Raw genomic sequence first — 14,746 nt, forward strand, 5'->3', positions numbered from 1 at the left:
TCGGCTTCCCGGGCCGCTTTAGCTCAGTTGGTAGAGCACATCATTCGTAATGATGGGGTCAGGTGTTCGAGTCACCTAAGCGGCACCAGTATTTCCAAGGGATTGCGGGCCAAAGCCGGCCCGGGCAAAGCGCCGGCCGCATGCGGCTACTTGCGCCGCTTCAGGCCGCCAATGGGCTGATGATGTTCGGGGTTACCACGGCCCTGTTCATCGCCGCTGTCCAGCATGCCACCGCGAAGTGGGCTGCGGAGCATCCGGCCAGTCCGCAGGATGCAGGTTGAGAACCTAGTCGTTTAGAGTGGTTGGGTTTGACCCTTCAGAGCAAGGCTCAACCCGATGCCTACGCCTTGGCGTCGGCGAAATGCGTCATATCGCCCACAGAGTGACGGTCGTTCGATCCAAGGCGAATACAGATTCGAGACTTTACCCTTCCCAGTGGTAGAACTGCCTCACAGCAGGGGTCCGAGCGTGGCGATGCTGTTGTTCCAAAGGCGCCGTGGCAGTGACCATGAAGCCACCATCTTGCTTGTGACGGGGGTCGAGCTGGCGATGTAGTCAAGCTGGCGCTGCCGCATGGCGGCGGTGAGATCGAGATCGTAAAACAGGATGTTGTTCTCGTAGTTCAGATCGAAGCTCCGGCGGTCCATGTTCGCCGAGCCGATCAAGGTGACTTCTCCGTCGAGCGTCAGCGATTTGGTGTGGAGAAGGCCACCGACATATTCGTGGATCTCAACGCCTGCGGCGAGGAGATCCGCGTAGTAGCTTCGGCTCGTGGCTCCCACGATCCGGGAGTCGTTCCTGGCGGGAAAGATGATCTTCGTATCCACACCCCGGCGGGCTGCCGTGCAAAGCGCGCCTTGCAGGGATTCGCTGGGCACATAATAGGGGGTCGAAATGATGAGTTCGCGTTGCGCTGCATACATCAGGGATTCAAACATTTCCGGCATGGCCGAAAATCGTGCCGTCGGTCCGGTTCCGATTACCTGTGCGGGCATCGCATCGGATTTGGCCAGGAGGTGGGGCTCGCGAAAGAGGCCTTCCAGATCCTCATCCACACGGGACATCCAGTCGCCGGCGAACAGTAACTGGTTCTGGCGGGCAATCGGGCCCTCGAAGCGCATCATCGCATCAACCCAAGGGGCGTAGCGCGCCTTTACCAGAAATTCCGGATCAGCACAGTTTTGGCTGCCGCAATAGGTAACGCGACCATCGATGACGACGATCTTGCGGTGATTTCGAAGGTCAATGCGTCCCATGAAGGGCCGCAACAGAGGGTTGCCGACCGGCAGTCCGTTGGCCACCTGCACGCCTGCCCGGCGCATGGCCTGCCAATGATCGGAGCGGATCAGCGTGCGCGACCCCAGATCATCAGCCATCGCCCGGCACGTGATACCGCGCGCAGCGGCGCGCTTCAGGGCTTCGATGACCTTGCAGCCGTTGTTGTCCGGCAGCCAAATGTAGAAAAGTAGATGGACGTGTTCCTTTGCCGCATCGATGTCGGCCACGATCGAATCGATCGTCGCATTGGAATCGGAGAGCAATCGCGCCGTATTGCCGCCGACGGGCTGAAACCCACTGATGGACTGGCCGAGGCGAAAGAGATTCGAATGACGCTCGGGTACGATCGCCTCGGCTCCTTCAGCCTGGGCGTTCTGAAGTCGCGCGAGAACCGCGCGGCGCCGTGCAACGCGACGGCGGCCGATGCTCACCTCGCCGAAGAGCAAATAGACAAAAATGCCCAAAAGCGGGAACAGGGCAACGACAAAGAGCCAGGCGAGCCGAGAAGTCGGATCGCGGTTCGGGCGCAGGAGAATGCGCGCGAGCACAGCCAACTCCACCAGGATGAAGGCGATCGTGATTAATGAATATTCGAGAACGACGCTCATGAAATGGGCTCAATCCGACAGTAGTGGTCGGTCGGTTTCGCGCTGATTGCCGCGGCTCACTTCTAGTACCACAGTTTGAATTTCGCTTCTGGGGCGGCGGTGAAGGCATTTGCGCAACCGGTCGCGGTGACCCAGATAGTGCGGCGTTTCGACCACTGCGGTCTTCGCAGGCGGCTGCATCCATCCTTCGGAGAAGAATTCCCGATCGCGTGATGAGGCATAGGCCAAAAGACGGCGCTTCCTTGCCGAGGAGTTACGCCCTAGGTTGAGAACCGATAATTGACATCAACAAGGTCGCTCGATTGACGAGCGCTGGCAACGCGGTGTGAGAAAGCCTTCGGCTGTTGCGGCCCAACGCCTCGATGTTGTCGCAGGCCTGACGGCCGCAGCCGTCGTCCTGCCCAAGGCGATGGCCTACGCGACAGTTGCGGGCTTGCCGGCGAGTATCGGTCTTTACACGGCCTTCGTGCTGATGATCGTCTACGGTAGTGCATCAGTTTGAAATTTACGCCCGCGTCTTTTACGGCTAGGCGCGATTCACCATTCGTTCACCATATTAGCGATCGCTCATGCAAGCCAGGCATACTCGCGGTTGCGACTCTGGTCTCATCCGATTTGATGACTGAAGGTCACCCACGTTTTGGCAGGTAGCAGCGACGATTGACGAGCCTATAACCTCGCCAGCCGGTAGCCTTGCCGGCTAGGCCCGGCGGTCATGCCAAAGCGCCCCAGCCCCCAGCCCGCCGGGCCGCTGTTAGTTGATCAGCCTGAGAAAATCCGCGTTGCGCGCGCGCATTGCCGCCAGCAATTCCGCCTCACTGACAGGGTCGCGTTGGAAGGCGTAAAGCACCGCTGCCGCCACCAGTTCAGCATCTATTGACGTTCGGTCCAATCGAGAGTCGGCGATTATCTGCTGGAACACTCGGTGTCCTAGCTGAGATAGTAGGTCAAAGAATAAGACAACATTCCTCAAAGATCAGTGTTGCAAGTCATATGCTTGACCCGTCGATCGTAGTTGCTCAAGTGTTTTTCCTGCGCAACTTCCCGACCCGTCTCCGCCCACCGGATCGGCCTTGCCGCTTACAGTTATGGTGCCGGCCTGCCTGTCTGGCGAAATATAGACGGCAACCCCGTCTTGGCCAATTGTGGACAAATAGAAAACACGATGCAGGCCGCTAACCTCGCAATGTACTAAGAAGGGAAAGTCATCAAATGATCCCTCGCTGGCATGCGCGATGGCCGCTAACTGCGATAACGCAGTGGCGGCGAAAGTTGCTCTTATGACCATACCACGCGCCTTCACGCGAGAATTCCGCCAAGACGCGACATATGCCATTTGATTGGACCCCACTTTGCTCGCCGTTATTTTTGATGCCGGTTGTGACGGTGGTGTGGACAACCACGCTATTCCCACATCTGCTCTATGAGTGGCTCTTCGAAAACCAAGTTTCGCGCATATCGTGTCATCTGGCAAGTTTAGGCTCAGCGCAAGAAGTCCGTCACCCAACTAAGAACCCAGACCGGCACTTCACCCCTACACAGCCAGGCGGGCGGATGCGGACCCCAGCGCCACCAACTTCTTACTGAGGGGCGGCGCGCCGACGTTCTTTGGATTCTGTGTTGCGTGCGTGTATCTTGTGGTCCTGCCCAGGATCAACGACAGGAGGGTCATACGACTGACGGCAAGAACCATGCGGGCTCTTCGATTTGTCGGGTATCAGAAGCCGTTTGAGTTTTGCGACGTACCAATTCCGGAGGCTGGGCCAGGCTCTGTACGCGGGTGGAGATCCCCGGGAAGAATGCGCCGTTCATAAGATGGCACAGGACGCGGCCAGTGAATTAGTCACTGAACTGGTTCAAGGTTCCGCAACCCGTCGCTGACTAGCTGCAGCGTGGCGATCAGGCGCTTGTATTCCTCGATGATATCAGTCGAGAAATGCGCGAGTTGGACTGCATCGCCCCAATGGTGTGACGCTTCCCACGCAATCATGTCGCGGCAAAGCTCAATCTGTTGCTCGCGGATTGCTATTCGGTCGGCATTGGTTGGACGCAAGCGCCATGCTCCCGATCAAGAGCCGCCGGCTACGCGCTCGGCTATTGCGAACGCCTGCAGGTTCTTGACCTTGCCGTGGTCCTGATCGGCGTTGGCATAATTTAGAAGAACGCCGCGCAGGCGATATCCTTCTTTGACGCGTTCGGATGCTCTTTCATTGCCGCCTTGGTCAATTGCTTAGGCGTCATGTCTGGCGTCACGACCCGCATCAGGGTGTCGGCAATAGCCTGCATCTCGCCCGCTTCCACAGCAAAACTCCACTTGGCGACGCCAAGCAAAGTCTGGTCTGTCAAGTATACAATCGCCGCGTCTTTCCGGAGGCCAAAAGCCAGGCCAGCGATCTCCATCCCGCGGTGCCGAGTCACTTCCAGAAGAGGCGGGTCTCATCTAGGTTTTCCCACAAGGTTTTTGCGCCAGCCCAGCCAAATTCGGCGCGCGCCTGGCTCGCTCCGATCACCCATCCGATGGCGCGTTGCACGGTCGGATCGCCGGCGCCGGGCGCTTCCGCCCCCGTCAACATGGCTCTGATCATCGCCGCGTCGTTCAGGTCGCCGAAGACCGCCTGAAGATTCTTCAATTGCTTCAGGAACGGTTCAGCACGTTTCGCCGGGTACAAAGGAGAGAAGAACTCAACCGCATAGCGCAGCGTCTTCAGCTCCTTGCGCAGATCGTGGCGTTGCTCAACCGTCAAGGCCTCAAGTCCTTGCGCGCGCTTGCTAACCTTCTTCCAGCGCTTGCTGAGTGCCTTGCCGGCCAACTGGACGACCGGCGCTGCAAGCCGCTCGGTCTGGCCAGAATCTTGAGGAACGAGCCAGCCTCGCGCCTCCACGAACCGCGCCAGGTCGATCAGGAACGCCTGCACGCGCGCCCCGGGGAGAAGCTTGCGAAGGTGATCGCGCAGTCCCCCCGCCTGCCGCGAGAGCGCATCGGCAAGGGGCGGCAGACCCGGTTCATCCGCGTGGGCCTCGGCCTCCCGCCGCACGATATTGTTCGCCACCACGTCGAGATCCCTGAGACGCCCGACCTCCTGACCAAGCCAGCGGGCTTCCATGTTGAGCCGCGTCATTTCCGGGCATTTCAGAACGGAAGCGCAGACAGAAAACGCGCTTCGCAATCGGCGCAGACCAATCCGCAACTGGTGCGGCCCTTCGGGATCGTCCAGCTTCCGGATCACCACGACATTCGTGGCGATCTGATCGAGGCACTCGCGAAGGAGGTTGCGTGCCGCCTGCTCTGCGATCTGGGCCTGATCGAGCACAGCGTCCTCGGCATTGCGGGGCGCGAGCGGCGGGTCGATCCATCCCTGTTCCGCGAACAGATAGCCGCGCGCCGCCTTGGAAAGGCGGGAGAACCTCAAGCCCCCGTCGGGAAACAGGAGATGTGCAATGTCAAACAGTCCGCCCAGGCTGCCCTCGATGAGTTCGATCTCGAGTTCACGCAACTCGGCCGAGCGTTCCCCGGCGTGGATTTCGCCGATGTCGATTGCCAGTTCCGCACGCGTGCCGTCCTCAAGGGACAGCTCGCTGGTGGAACGCCTGATCACGGTCTCGCAGATGAGCTCAAGCGGCGCGCCGTTCACGCGGCGAACAACCTCCTCTCGGACCGCTGCGTCCGGAATCGCTTCGAGACACAGCCGCCCGCCTGGAGCCGGGTTCTCCTCCTCGCCAACCTGCGACAGGCCGCGATGCAGCTTTGGCTTGGTCTTGACGGTCTGTATCCAACGTCGCCCGTCACGCCGGAGCCTGAGCGTGATTCCTGCCTTCTTCAGCGCATGATCAGCGGTGTCGAAATAGATGCTTCTGAGTATTCTCGTTTTCGGGCGGCCAGTGGTCAGCTTCAACGCCTTAACGCTCGCGCCCAGTTGGCTCGACGTCAGTTCGTCAAGGAGGAATTTTAACTCGATCCCGCTCATGGCCGATTGTTGTCAGACCTGTTATAACGCGGTAAACTATTTGAAGCCAATAAAATTGCTATGCCAGCTAAGGATTAAACTCGGTGGGCTTGCGCCTTCCCGTGCTTACAAGCCTTTCCGGTTATCAACCGGGCTGGGTGCGGAGCGATGTCTCCGCCGGGCTTGCAGTTGCTGCGGTTGGGCTTCCCAGTGCCATCGCCTATCCCGCTATAGCGGGCCTGCCGCCGGAGACCGGCATCTACGCGAGTATCGCGCCGCTGGTGGCCTACGCGATCTTTGGCCCCTCGCGTCAGCTCATAGTCGGTCCGGACGCGGCTACGATGACAGTGCTTGCGGCGGTTTTGGTTGCCGTTACAGCGAGCGTGCCAGTCGGGCTCGCCGTGGACCGAACTGCGGTCGCAGCAATCCTCGCGCTTGGCGTGGGGTTGTTTTGCCTGGCTGCGTGGGTGCTTCGGCTCGGCGTTCTTGCGACCTTCCTGTCGCGTCCCATCCTGACGGGGTTCTTCATCGGCATCTCGCTTTCGATCCTGATCGGGCAAATCGGTCGCTTCACCGGAGTCAAGATCGAGGCGGATGGCCTGCTAGCACCGGTCCTCGAACTTCTGCGCAAGGCCGGATCGATACATTGGCCGTCTCTCCTGCTGGCCTTGGGGATGTTCGGTTTGTTGCAGATCGTACGGATCATGCGTTTTCCGGTTCCCGGGCCAGTGCTGGTAGTGATCCTCTCCGTAGTGCTTTCGGCGGTCTTCGACTTTGAAGGACGCGGCATCGCCGTAGTCGGCGATATTCCGACAGGGTTGCCCTCGTTGTCGTTGCCAGCGATCGCTGACCTTCCGATCCAGACGTTGGCCCTCGGCGCCGCGGCGATCTTCCTCGTGAGCTACGGCGCCGGCATCATTACGGCCCGCAGCTTTGGGGCAATAGGCGGCTACCCGGTCGATCCAAACCGCGAACTCATCGGATTTGGCGCTGCGAACATAGGCGCGGGCCTTTTCGGCGCCTTCCCGGTGACGGCCTCCGACTCGCGCACGGCGGTCAACCTTACCGTTGGCGGACGCTCGCAGGTGACGAGCATCGTGGCTGCCGCGACCCTGATCGCGACACTGCTGTTTCTCGGGCCGACCCTAAGGATTATCCCGATCCCTGCGCTCGGGGCGATTCTTGCGGCTACTGCAATCGGCCTGATAGATTTCGCCGCCCTTAGGCAGATTTGGCGCATCAGCCGCATGGAGTTCGTCTTCGCCCTCATTGCGATGTGGGGTCCGATCGGTCTGGGCGTGCTCAACGGGGTCGTCATCGCGATCGGTGCGACGCTGGTCTATGTTTTGCGCAAGCTGATGTTTCCCCGCGACGCCATGCTCGGCCGTGTTCCCGGTCATGACGGCTTCTACAAACTGCATCGAACGCCCGAGGCCCGTCAGGTGCCCGGCCTCGCCGTATGCCTCGTTCAAGGCAGCCTGCTGTTCTTCAACACCGATCACGTCGCATCGCGGCTGCGGTCCATTGCCGGGGAATTGCCGGCCGACACGCGCTGGCTGCTGATCGATGCAAGTGCAATTTCCCAGATCGACAGCTCGGCAGCGGCAATGCTGGAGGAGCTATGTGACGAATTGCGCAATCGCGGGATCAGTCTTGGCTTGGCGGAGCTTCACGCCGAAGCGCGCGAAATCCTTGATCGGGCCGGCGTGATCGAGCGCATTGGCTCCGAAATGGTCTTCGACATTCTCGAAGACGCGTATCACGCGTTCGAGGTCCGGGCATGACAGTTCAAGGAATTTGCACCGTGTGAGTTGTGTTGAAGGGAGGAAACCATGGGTAAGAAGAAGAATAAGCTGGCCCTCGTATCTGAGCTTGTCGAGGAGAAATCGGGAGGGAAAAAATATTCGAAAGAGCTCGCCCGGTTGCACGTTGAGCTTGCCCACCTTCAGGCTTGGGTAAAGAAGTCCGGTGCCCGCATCGCGATCGTGTTCGAGGGCCGCGACGCCGCCGGGAAGGGGGGAGTGATCAAGCGCCTGACCGAGCGGGTCAGCCCGCGAGTGTTTCGGGTCGTCGCGCTGCCGGCGCCGACCGATCGGGAGAAGACCCAGATCTATATGCAGCGCTACTTCGCGCACTTTCCTGCGGCAGGCGAGATCGTGATATTCGACCGCTCCTGGTACAATCGTCCCGGCGTCGAGCGCGTCATGGGTTTTTGTAGCGACAAGCAGGCGCGGCGCTTTCTCGAACAGGCACCGCCTTTTGAGGCCGCCATTGTCCAAAGCGGTATAACGTTGCTCAAATACTTCCTCGATGTGAGTGAGGAAGAACAGGAGCGGCGTTTCCGGCAGCGGGCCGACGACCCCCTTCGACAGTGGAAACTGAGCCCGATGGATGTCGAATCGTACAACCGCTGGTGGGATTACACCCGCGCCTACGAAGAAATGATCCGTGCGACAGACACAAAGCATGCGCCCTGGTGGATCGTGCCGTCGAACGACAAGAAGCGCGCGCGCATCAACTGCATTTCGCACATCCTGAGCTCAATCCCCTATGAGCGCGTCGAGTTCGATAAACCAAACTTCAGCAAACGACAGAAGCGGCCCGAAAACTTCGTGGACGATGCAACTCCCCGCAACGTGGTGCCGGACGTGTTCTGACCGTGTGGACCCCAGACCTATTTGGTATGCGGGGCCCAATTGAGGAAGAAGCCGATGTCACCAGGCATTCCGCCTGGGAAGTTAATAACCATGGCCTTAAGCTTGTAACCCTTCGGCTTCGAATTCTTCTGATAGCGCTCATAGAGCTGCTTGGCCTTGCCCTGGAGCGTTTCGGGCCATCGCGGATCAGCGCTGTTGATAGCCCGGCCGCTGTCAGTGCAAAGCTCTGATGGGAAGCTGTAGACGAGTGCCTCGTACTTGCCATTTTTCACGGCGTTCATCACCAGGCGGCGAATCATTGCAACTTCGTCGTCACTCACTTGGTCCTTCAGGAAGCTATCGGTGAACTTCGTAAGTGCTTCATTCTGTTTCGCCTGGAATTTTGCCTGCTTGTCGGCTTCCTTCATTTGCTCTTGCAGGAGGGCCATACGGAGCTGTTCCGCACTCGGCGCCGGCGTATTTATGTCTGAAGCTGTGTCTTTGATGTTGGCCATTTGCTACTCCTCCCCGAGCCGTTGAGCGTTCGACACCGATGAGGAACGGCGTTTTGCCAACGTCTATCTCGTTCGATGTCTCAGGTCATCCCCTCGGCCGTCAGCAGCTTAATGTAGTCGGCCGAGGCAGGCTTGCACGTTTGGTGGCCGCGCCACCTATTCAACGCGCGTAGAACTGACATCCGATGATCGCATGAGGGCTCATCCCGGTCAAATTCTCGTTAGGCGGTGGAATGCGCCGCGGCAGCGATGCCCCGCGACGACCGGTCGCTTGATCGCCGCAGTTCCGCTTTGCGCAGACCTGATTGCCTACCAGCTTCGGGCCGTTGCGAGGTCAAGGACTCAACAGGCGCACTGCGCCATGATCGGTCATCGGTGAATGCCGAGCGAATGTCCACCAACGATCATATCCCGTCACAGGCGGCTGCATTCAGTAGCCACCTCGACCGGGCCACGCTGGCTTCCTTGCCTTATTACTCTCGATCGTCGTCCATAAGGATTCGCTCGGCCGCCCCGTCGAGATCGTCATACTGTCCTGAACGTAGCGTCCACATGAAGGCGGCGAGCCCTACAAGGCCCATCAGGATTGCGACAGGCACCAAAACGGCCAGGTAGCTCATGATGCTGCAGCCATCGTTTGAAGGTCGCCGTGAGTAGATGCGGCTTGCCGGCTGTGCAGTTTTCCAGAGGGGCCGAGGCGAAGAGCATTGGCCACAACGACAATCGAAGAGAGAGACATCGCGACCGCAGCGACAAGCGGCGTCACGTGACCGAGGACCGCGATCGGCACTGCAATGACGTTGTAGCCGATCGCCAGTGCGAAATTCTGGCGAATCAGGATTCCCGCATTGCGCGAGATTTCGAGAGCATCTGTCACGACCGAAAGGCTCCCGTGTAGAAAGACGAAGTCCGCGGCGTTGCGGCCAACATCGGCTGCCGTCGCGGGAGCCATCGACACATGAGCGGCCGCAAGCGCCGGAGCATCGTTCAGGCCGTCGCCGACCATCAGAACCGTGCTTCCGGCCTTGCTCAGCTCGGCGATGCGCGCAACTTTGCCGGAAGGAAGCAGTTCCGGCATGAAGCTGTCGATCCGGAGAGATGACGCCAGTTCCTCAACGACGATTCGTCGGTCCCCAGAGAGGATTTCGACAGCAAGGCCGTGCCGCTGCAACCGACTGACCGTCTCTCGTGCATCAGGACGATTGCCGTCCTCGAATACGAAGCTGGCCAACGGCGCGCTGTCCTTGACGAGGAGCGAAACGGAGAATGCGCGTTTATCGGAATTTGCGGATTTGCGGCCAAGCGCCCAGTCCGGTCGGCCGAGACGATAGATATCTTTTCCCGCACGCGCTTCCAGTCCACAGCCCGGATGTTCCGAAATCCGGTCAAACTCAGGAAATGCCTGCCCGCCCATTTGTCCAGCGTCAGCGATGGCAACAGACATTGGATGCCGGGAACGGGCGGCGATCGCCGCCGCCGTCCCCAAGGCAGACGGTTCGATGTCGCGGACGTTGACAAGCCGAGGCTTTCCGAGCGTCAGCGTTCCGGTCTTGTCAAAGAGCACCGTGTCGACTTCGGCAAGCCGCTCCAGCGCCGAGCCGTCCTTGACCATGATGCCTTTCTCGAAGAGACGGCGCGCGGCCACGACCTGGACGATCGGCACGGCAAGGCCCAACGCGCAGGGGCAGGTGATTATCAGGACGGCGATAGCGATCGTGATGGATGCGTGCCAGTCCCCTGTGGCTGAAATCCAGCCGAGGAAGGAAAGCAGGGCGATTGCGTGAACCACCGGAGAATAGAGGGCGGAGGCCCGGTCGGCCAGCCGGCGGTAACGCGCCCGTCCGCCTTCGGCTGCCTCCATCATCCGGACCATTTCGGCAATGAATGAGTTATCCGCACGCGCAATGGTCCTGACCGTCAACGGACCCGTAAGGTTCATCAATCCTGCCTGGAGCGTGGTCCCAGGTCCGGCGTATTTGGGTGTGGCCTCACCCGAAACCAGCGAGCAGTCGAGTTCGGAAACGCCTTCCGTCACCACCCCGTCGAGAGGGATTCGGTCACCAGCGGCAACGAGTAAGGACGCTCCGGGCTCGATCTCGACAACCGGCACGTAGCGCCGCTGGCCATCGGCTTCGATGACGTTTGCGCCGGCAGGCGCCAGCCTGGCCAGGCCAGCCACCGCCGAGCGCGCCTTTTCGCGCATTACATGGTCGAGTGTACGGCCGATCAGCAGGAAGAACAGAAGCGAAGTCGCAGCATCGAAATATGCCTGAGGTGCGTTGTGGACGGTGTCGTAAAGGCTAAGCGCGAAGGCAAGCGTAACACCGACCGATATAGGCACGTCCATGTTGGTCCGTCGGTGACGAAGCGCGGACCACGCAGAGGCATAGAAAATCCGCCCCGAGTAGATCATCGCAGGCAGCGCAAGCACCGCCGATATCAAGTGGAAGGCCTGGCGTGTGCCCGCATCGGCGCCTGACCACACAGATACGGACAGAAGCATGATGTTCATCGCCGAGAACCCGGCAACGGCGAGCGCCCGGATGAGCCGCGAATACTCACGATCGCGCCGATCGGATTCGATCGAGAATACATGTGCATCGTAGCCGACGGCGCGCAGAGCCCCGATCAGATCGGGCGCGCCGTTTTCGGCTGCGCGCCAAGTGACGGTGGCCCGCCTCATGGACAGGTTCACGCGGGCAAATTCAACACTGGGCAGTGTCGACAGGGTTCTCTCGACCGATGCGATGCAGGCCGCGCAATGGACACCGGGGACCGAAAGATCGATCTGGCGGGTGCCGCTGCCGAGATCACGGCTGGCCAGGCGGATTTCGTCCGCCGGGTTCGACCGATCATCGATCCCTGCGATCGACAAGGCACCCTCGGCACCAGGCGCGCAACAGCTCATGAGCCATCAGCCTTTCGCAGACTGAGCACAACCGAGGTCATTTGATCGCCTTGTAGGCATGCCAGGTAGCGTGCCCGAGCAGCGGAAAAACGACGATCAGGCCGACCATTGCCGTCAGCAGGCCGATCGCGCTCAGCGCAAGCACAATCGCGCCCCAAGTGATCATTACAGTACGATTGTTCCAGACGCGGGAAATGCTCATGCCCATTGCCGTAAAAGCGTCCGTCCGCTCGTCGAGGAGCATCGGGACGGAGAAAACGCTGATCGCAAAGGAAAACGCCGCGAAAACCCCGCCGACGACGGTGCCCGTGACGAGCATGGCCCAACCGATGCCCGTGGTGAACAGCATCGAAGCAACATGGTCGAGGCCTGGAAACGGCCGCAAACCGAAGAACAGCGCGAAGAGAATGACGGCGGCGCGCATCCACAGCAAGGCCAGCCCCAGCATGATGACACCGGTGAACAGGACCTGGGCGCCGGAGGTCGGCCTGACGAAGATCATGCGCCGCAGCGAAACTGGTTCGCCGACCTCGATCAGCCGGCACTTTTCGTAGAGGCCGATGGCGACAAGCGGACCGACGACCATGAAGGCAGCGATGGCGGGAAACAGGATGTAGTCGAGACCGAGGAAGAAAAGTCCTGCGACGATCGCGACTGAAACGATGAACACAGCGAGACCGTAGGCAAGGCTGGAACCAGGCTCTGCCATGAGGTCACGCCAACCGGCGCGCAGCCAGCCGAGGGCGGCGCCGGCGGGAAGATGGCGATTGCGGGCCTCCGCGAAGATGGGGCCATCCGCTGACGCCAGATCGACATTGCCCATTGCGATGTTCCTTCCTGCCCTTGGTTCGTTAGCAAGCCGGATCGGCGGCTTGGTAGAGGCCTCCCGGAATGGCGGATCGTGACACCTTGCTGTGTGGAACGCAGTCCGGCTGCGACATGATTGCCACGTAGAGGAAATGTCCGTTTGCAACGGCGAAAGTGGCAAGTCCAACGGCAACCAAGAGGATCGCCAGGGCCTTGCCGCGCCAGAATGCCCGTGGCGCGATCCCCCTTTCTGTTTTTTCAGCGGCGACCGTCACGATCCCTTCTCCGAAAGTGACAGGACATAAAGCGCTAGAATCTTGCGTTGGGTCGTCGAAAGGCGCTGCTCCCAGGACGGCATCTGTCCTTGATGCCCCGAATAGATCGACGTGTGGATCGACTGGCTATCGCCCCCATAGATCCAGCTGGCATCGGTGAGGTCTGGAGCGCCTAGGTCTTGTTTGCCTTTGGCATCCTCTCCATGACAGGCGACACAGTTCGCGACAAAGACTTCCTTTCCGCGAGAAACGGCTTCAGGCGAAGCGACGGTCGTTTCGGTCGACCCGCCGAGAGACTGAACGTAGGCACGCACGTCGTTGATCTGCGGTAGGCTGAGGATAGCGTCACGGCCGAAGGCGAGCATCTGCGAGGTCCGTGTATCCTCATGCGCTGAATTGATCCCAACGCGCAGCGTTTCGGCGATCGTTTCTGGATTGCCGCCCCATAGCCACGCGGCTGCTGTCAGGTCGGGAAAACCCTTACCTCCCATGCCACGGGCTCCGTGGCACGCCGCGCAATTGTCCTTAAAAAGCGTCGCTCCGGCTTCGCGCACGGTTTCCATCAGTGCCGGATCGGCTCTGATCGCCGCGAAATCCATCTCGTCAATCCGCTTCGTCCATACCGTGCGTTCGGCGGTGGCCTCTTGAACCTGGCGTTCGACTGTCGTTTTCTGGTCAATCCCGAGAAGGCCCTTCGTGTATGTCCGGCCCAAGGGCCAGGCAGGCATGAGAATCCAGTATCCGACGGCGAAAAGGGTAGTCACGATCAGAAAGAAAATCACTACCCGCGGTACCGGGGTATAGAGCTCCTTTATGCCGTTCCATTCATGACCCGTCGTCAACTGGCCGCTGACGGAATCGCGTTCGCCTACTTCCATGGCTTGTCGTCCTCGTCGAGGATGCTCTTCTTCGCCTGGTGGAACCGCCCTAAGTTCGCAGGCCAGAAAACATAGATCAGGACGCCAACTGCCATGGCGATCAGGTAGAACAGCCCCCAGCTTTTCGTGAAGGCGACGATGGTGTCATGGTCGAGGATCATGTTGCAGGCTCCGCGGCTGCCGCCTGGTTGTGGGCAGCGTCGGTCAGGTGGCCAAGGATCTGGAGATAGGCGACCAGCGCATCCATTTCGGTAATGGTCGCCGGATCGCCGTCAAAAGCCCTGACCTGCGTTGCTTTTCCGTAGCGCTTGACAACGCCGGCTGCGAAATCACCGTCCGGAGCGGCTTGGCCGAGCGCATCCTGGGTCGCGTTGGCGATCATGTCATCGGTGTAGGGAACGCCGACGTCTCTGAGAGCGACCAGATGCTCGCCGAGGTCGTCGATACGCAGTGCGTTGCGCTGCAGCCAACCATACTTCGGCATGACCGATTCCGGAACGACGTCGCGGGGGTTGACCAGATGGGCGACCTGCCAGGCGTCGGAATATTTTCCGCCAATGCGGGCCAGATCCGGGCCTGTGCGCTTTGATCCCCACAACATCGGATGATCGTATTTCGATTCAACGGCGAGCGAATAGGGACCGTAGCGTTCGACTTCGTCGCGCAGTGTCCGGATCATTTGAGAATGGCAGGCGTAGCAACCCTCGCGCGTGTAGATGTTGCGCCCGGCCTGCTCCAGCGGGGTATAGACCCGCATGTCCGGCGCGTTCTCGACCGTGTCGTCGATCGTGAACAGCGGGGCGATCTCGACGAAACCTCCTATGCTGGCGACCGCGACGATGGCGAGCACGAAGCCCATGGCGTTGCGTTCGATTTTGCGATGGAACTCGGCCACGT

The 14,746-nt window shown here is 60.1% G+C and carries 15 protein-coding genes, 1 tRNA gene and 1 pseudogene; 4 read left to right on the forward strand and 13 right to left on the reverse strand.

Going from position 1 to position 14,746, the window contains the following annotated elements:
• Positions 1–12 precede the first annotated feature (12 nt).
• Positions 13–88: transfer RNA gene (locus AC1RUK_RS24575), tRNA-Thr, on the forward strand.
• A gap of 361 nt (positions 89–449) precedes the next feature.
• Here the strand turns inward: AC1RUK_RS24575 and cls are convergent.
• Positions 450–1,886, reverse strand: a complete 1,437-nt coding sequence (cls, locus tag AC1RUK_RS24580; RefSeq protein ID WP_481838579.1) for a cardiolipin synthase — start codon at positions 1,884–1,886, stop codon at positions 450–452.
• Between the two features lie 325 nt (positions 1,887–2,211).
• Between cls and AC1RUK_RS24585 the strand changes: the two are divergent.
• Positions 2,212–2,373, forward strand: a pseudogene (locus AC1RUK_RS24585) (SulP family inorganic anion transporter); the annotation flags it as partial.
• 267 nt (positions 2,374–2,640) lie between these two features.
• On the opposite strand, the gene AC1RUK_RS24590 reads toward AC1RUK_RS24585, so the two are convergent.
• The 4 genes from AC1RUK_RS24590 to AC1RUK_RS24605 form a co-directional block, all read right to left on the reverse strand.
• Positions 2,641–2,778, reverse strand: coding sequence for a hypothetical protein (locus tag AC1RUK_RS24590; RefSeq protein ID WP_481840128.1), 138 nt, complete (start codon positions 2,776–2,778; stop codon positions 2,641–2,643).
• A gap of 951 nt (positions 2,779–3,729) precedes the next feature.
• Positions 3,730–3,939: a hypothetical protein gene (locus AC1RUK_RS24595; RefSeq protein ID WP_023799928.1), complete on the reverse strand. Its 210-nt coding sequence runs from the start codon at positions 3,937–3,939 to the stop codon at positions 3,730–3,732.
• A 101-nt stretch (positions 3,940–4,040) separates the two neighbouring features.
• A complete protein-coding gene (locus AC1RUK_RS24600) occupies positions 4,041–4,286 on the reverse strand; it encodes a hypothetical protein (protein ID WP_481838577.1) in 246 nt (81 codons plus the stop codon).
• A gap of 14 nt (positions 4,287–4,300) precedes the next feature.
• Entirely contained in the window at positions 4,301–5,851 is a 1,551-nt protein-coding gene (locus AC1RUK_RS24605; protein WP_481838576.1) for a CYTH and CHAD domain-containing protein, read from the reverse strand.
• An 83-nt stretch (positions 5,852–5,934) separates the two neighbouring features.
• Here AC1RUK_RS24605 and AC1RUK_RS24610 point away from each other — a divergent pair, with 83 nt between their 5' ends.
• A complete protein-coding gene (locus AC1RUK_RS24610; protein WP_436170639.1) occupies positions 5,935–7,614 on the forward strand; it encodes a SulP family inorganic anion transporter in 1,680 nt (559 codons plus the stop codon).
• 48 nt (positions 7,615–7,662) lie between these two features.
• Positions 7,663–8,487 (forward strand): polyphosphate kinase 2, encoded by an 825-nt coding sequence (ppk2, locus tag AC1RUK_RS24615; protein ID WP_436170638.1) that lies wholly within the window; start codon positions 7,663–7,665, stop codon positions 8,485–8,487.
• A 17-nt stretch (positions 8,488–8,504) separates the two neighbouring features.
• On the opposite strand, the gene AC1RUK_RS24620 is transcribed toward ppk2, so the two are convergent.
• The 8 genes from AC1RUK_RS24620 to ccoO form a co-directional block, all read right to left on the reverse strand.
• Positions 8,505–8,981, reverse strand: a complete 477-nt coding sequence (locus AC1RUK_RS24620) for a histidine kinase (protein WP_481838575.1) — start codon at positions 8,979–8,981, stop codon at positions 8,505–8,507.
• Between the two features lie 473 nt (positions 8,982–9,454).
• Complete coding sequence (ccoS, locus tag AC1RUK_RS24625) at positions 9,455–9,601, reverse strand: cbb3-type cytochrome oxidase assembly protein CcoS (protein WP_436170636.1); 147 nt, start codon at positions 9,599–9,601, stop codon at positions 9,455–9,457.
• Positions 9,598–11,889: a cation-translocating P-type ATPase gene (locus AC1RUK_RS24630; protein ID WP_481838574.1), complete on the reverse strand. Its 2,292-nt coding sequence runs from the start codon at positions 11,887–11,889 to the stop codon at positions 9,598–9,600. The genes ccoS and AC1RUK_RS24630 overlap by 4 nt, the downstream gene beginning before the upstream one ends.
• Positions 11,890–11,926: 37 nt before the next feature.
• On the reverse strand, positions 11,927–12,712 hold the full coding sequence (locus AC1RUK_RS24635) for a DUF2189 domain-containing protein (RefSeq protein WP_481838573.1): 786 nt from the start codon (positions 12,710–12,712) through the stop codon (positions 11,927–11,929).
• A 28-nt stretch (positions 12,713–12,740) separates the two neighbouring features.
• Positions 12,741–12,971, reverse strand: coding sequence for a hypothetical protein (locus tag AC1RUK_RS24640; protein WP_436170633.1), 231 nt, complete (start codon positions 12,969–12,971; stop codon positions 12,741–12,743).
• Complete coding sequence (ccoP, locus tag AC1RUK_RS24645; protein WP_481838572.1) at positions 12,968–13,849, reverse strand: cytochrome-c oxidase, cbb3-type subunit III; 882 nt, start codon at positions 13,847–13,849, stop codon at positions 12,968–12,970. The genes AC1RUK_RS24640 and ccoP overlap by 4 nt, the downstream gene beginning before the upstream one ends.
• Positions 13,840–14,010: a cbb3-type cytochrome c oxidase subunit 3 gene (locus AC1RUK_RS24650; RefSeq protein WP_436170631.1), complete on the reverse strand. Its 171-nt coding sequence runs from the start codon at positions 14,008–14,010 to the stop codon at positions 13,840–13,842. The genes ccoP and AC1RUK_RS24650 overlap by 10 nt, the downstream gene beginning before the upstream one ends.
• Positions 14,007–14,744: a cytochrome-c oxidase, cbb3-type subunit II gene (gene ccoO, locus AC1RUK_RS24655; RefSeq protein WP_481840129.1), complete on the reverse strand. Its 738-nt coding sequence runs from the start codon at positions 14,742–14,744 to the stop codon at positions 14,007–14,009. Before ccoO ends, AC1RUK_RS24650 begins: the two co-directional genes overlap by 4 nt.
• Positions 14,745–14,746: the final 2 nt, after the last annotated feature.

Source organism: Mesorhizobium monacense, from assembly GCF_056781675.1.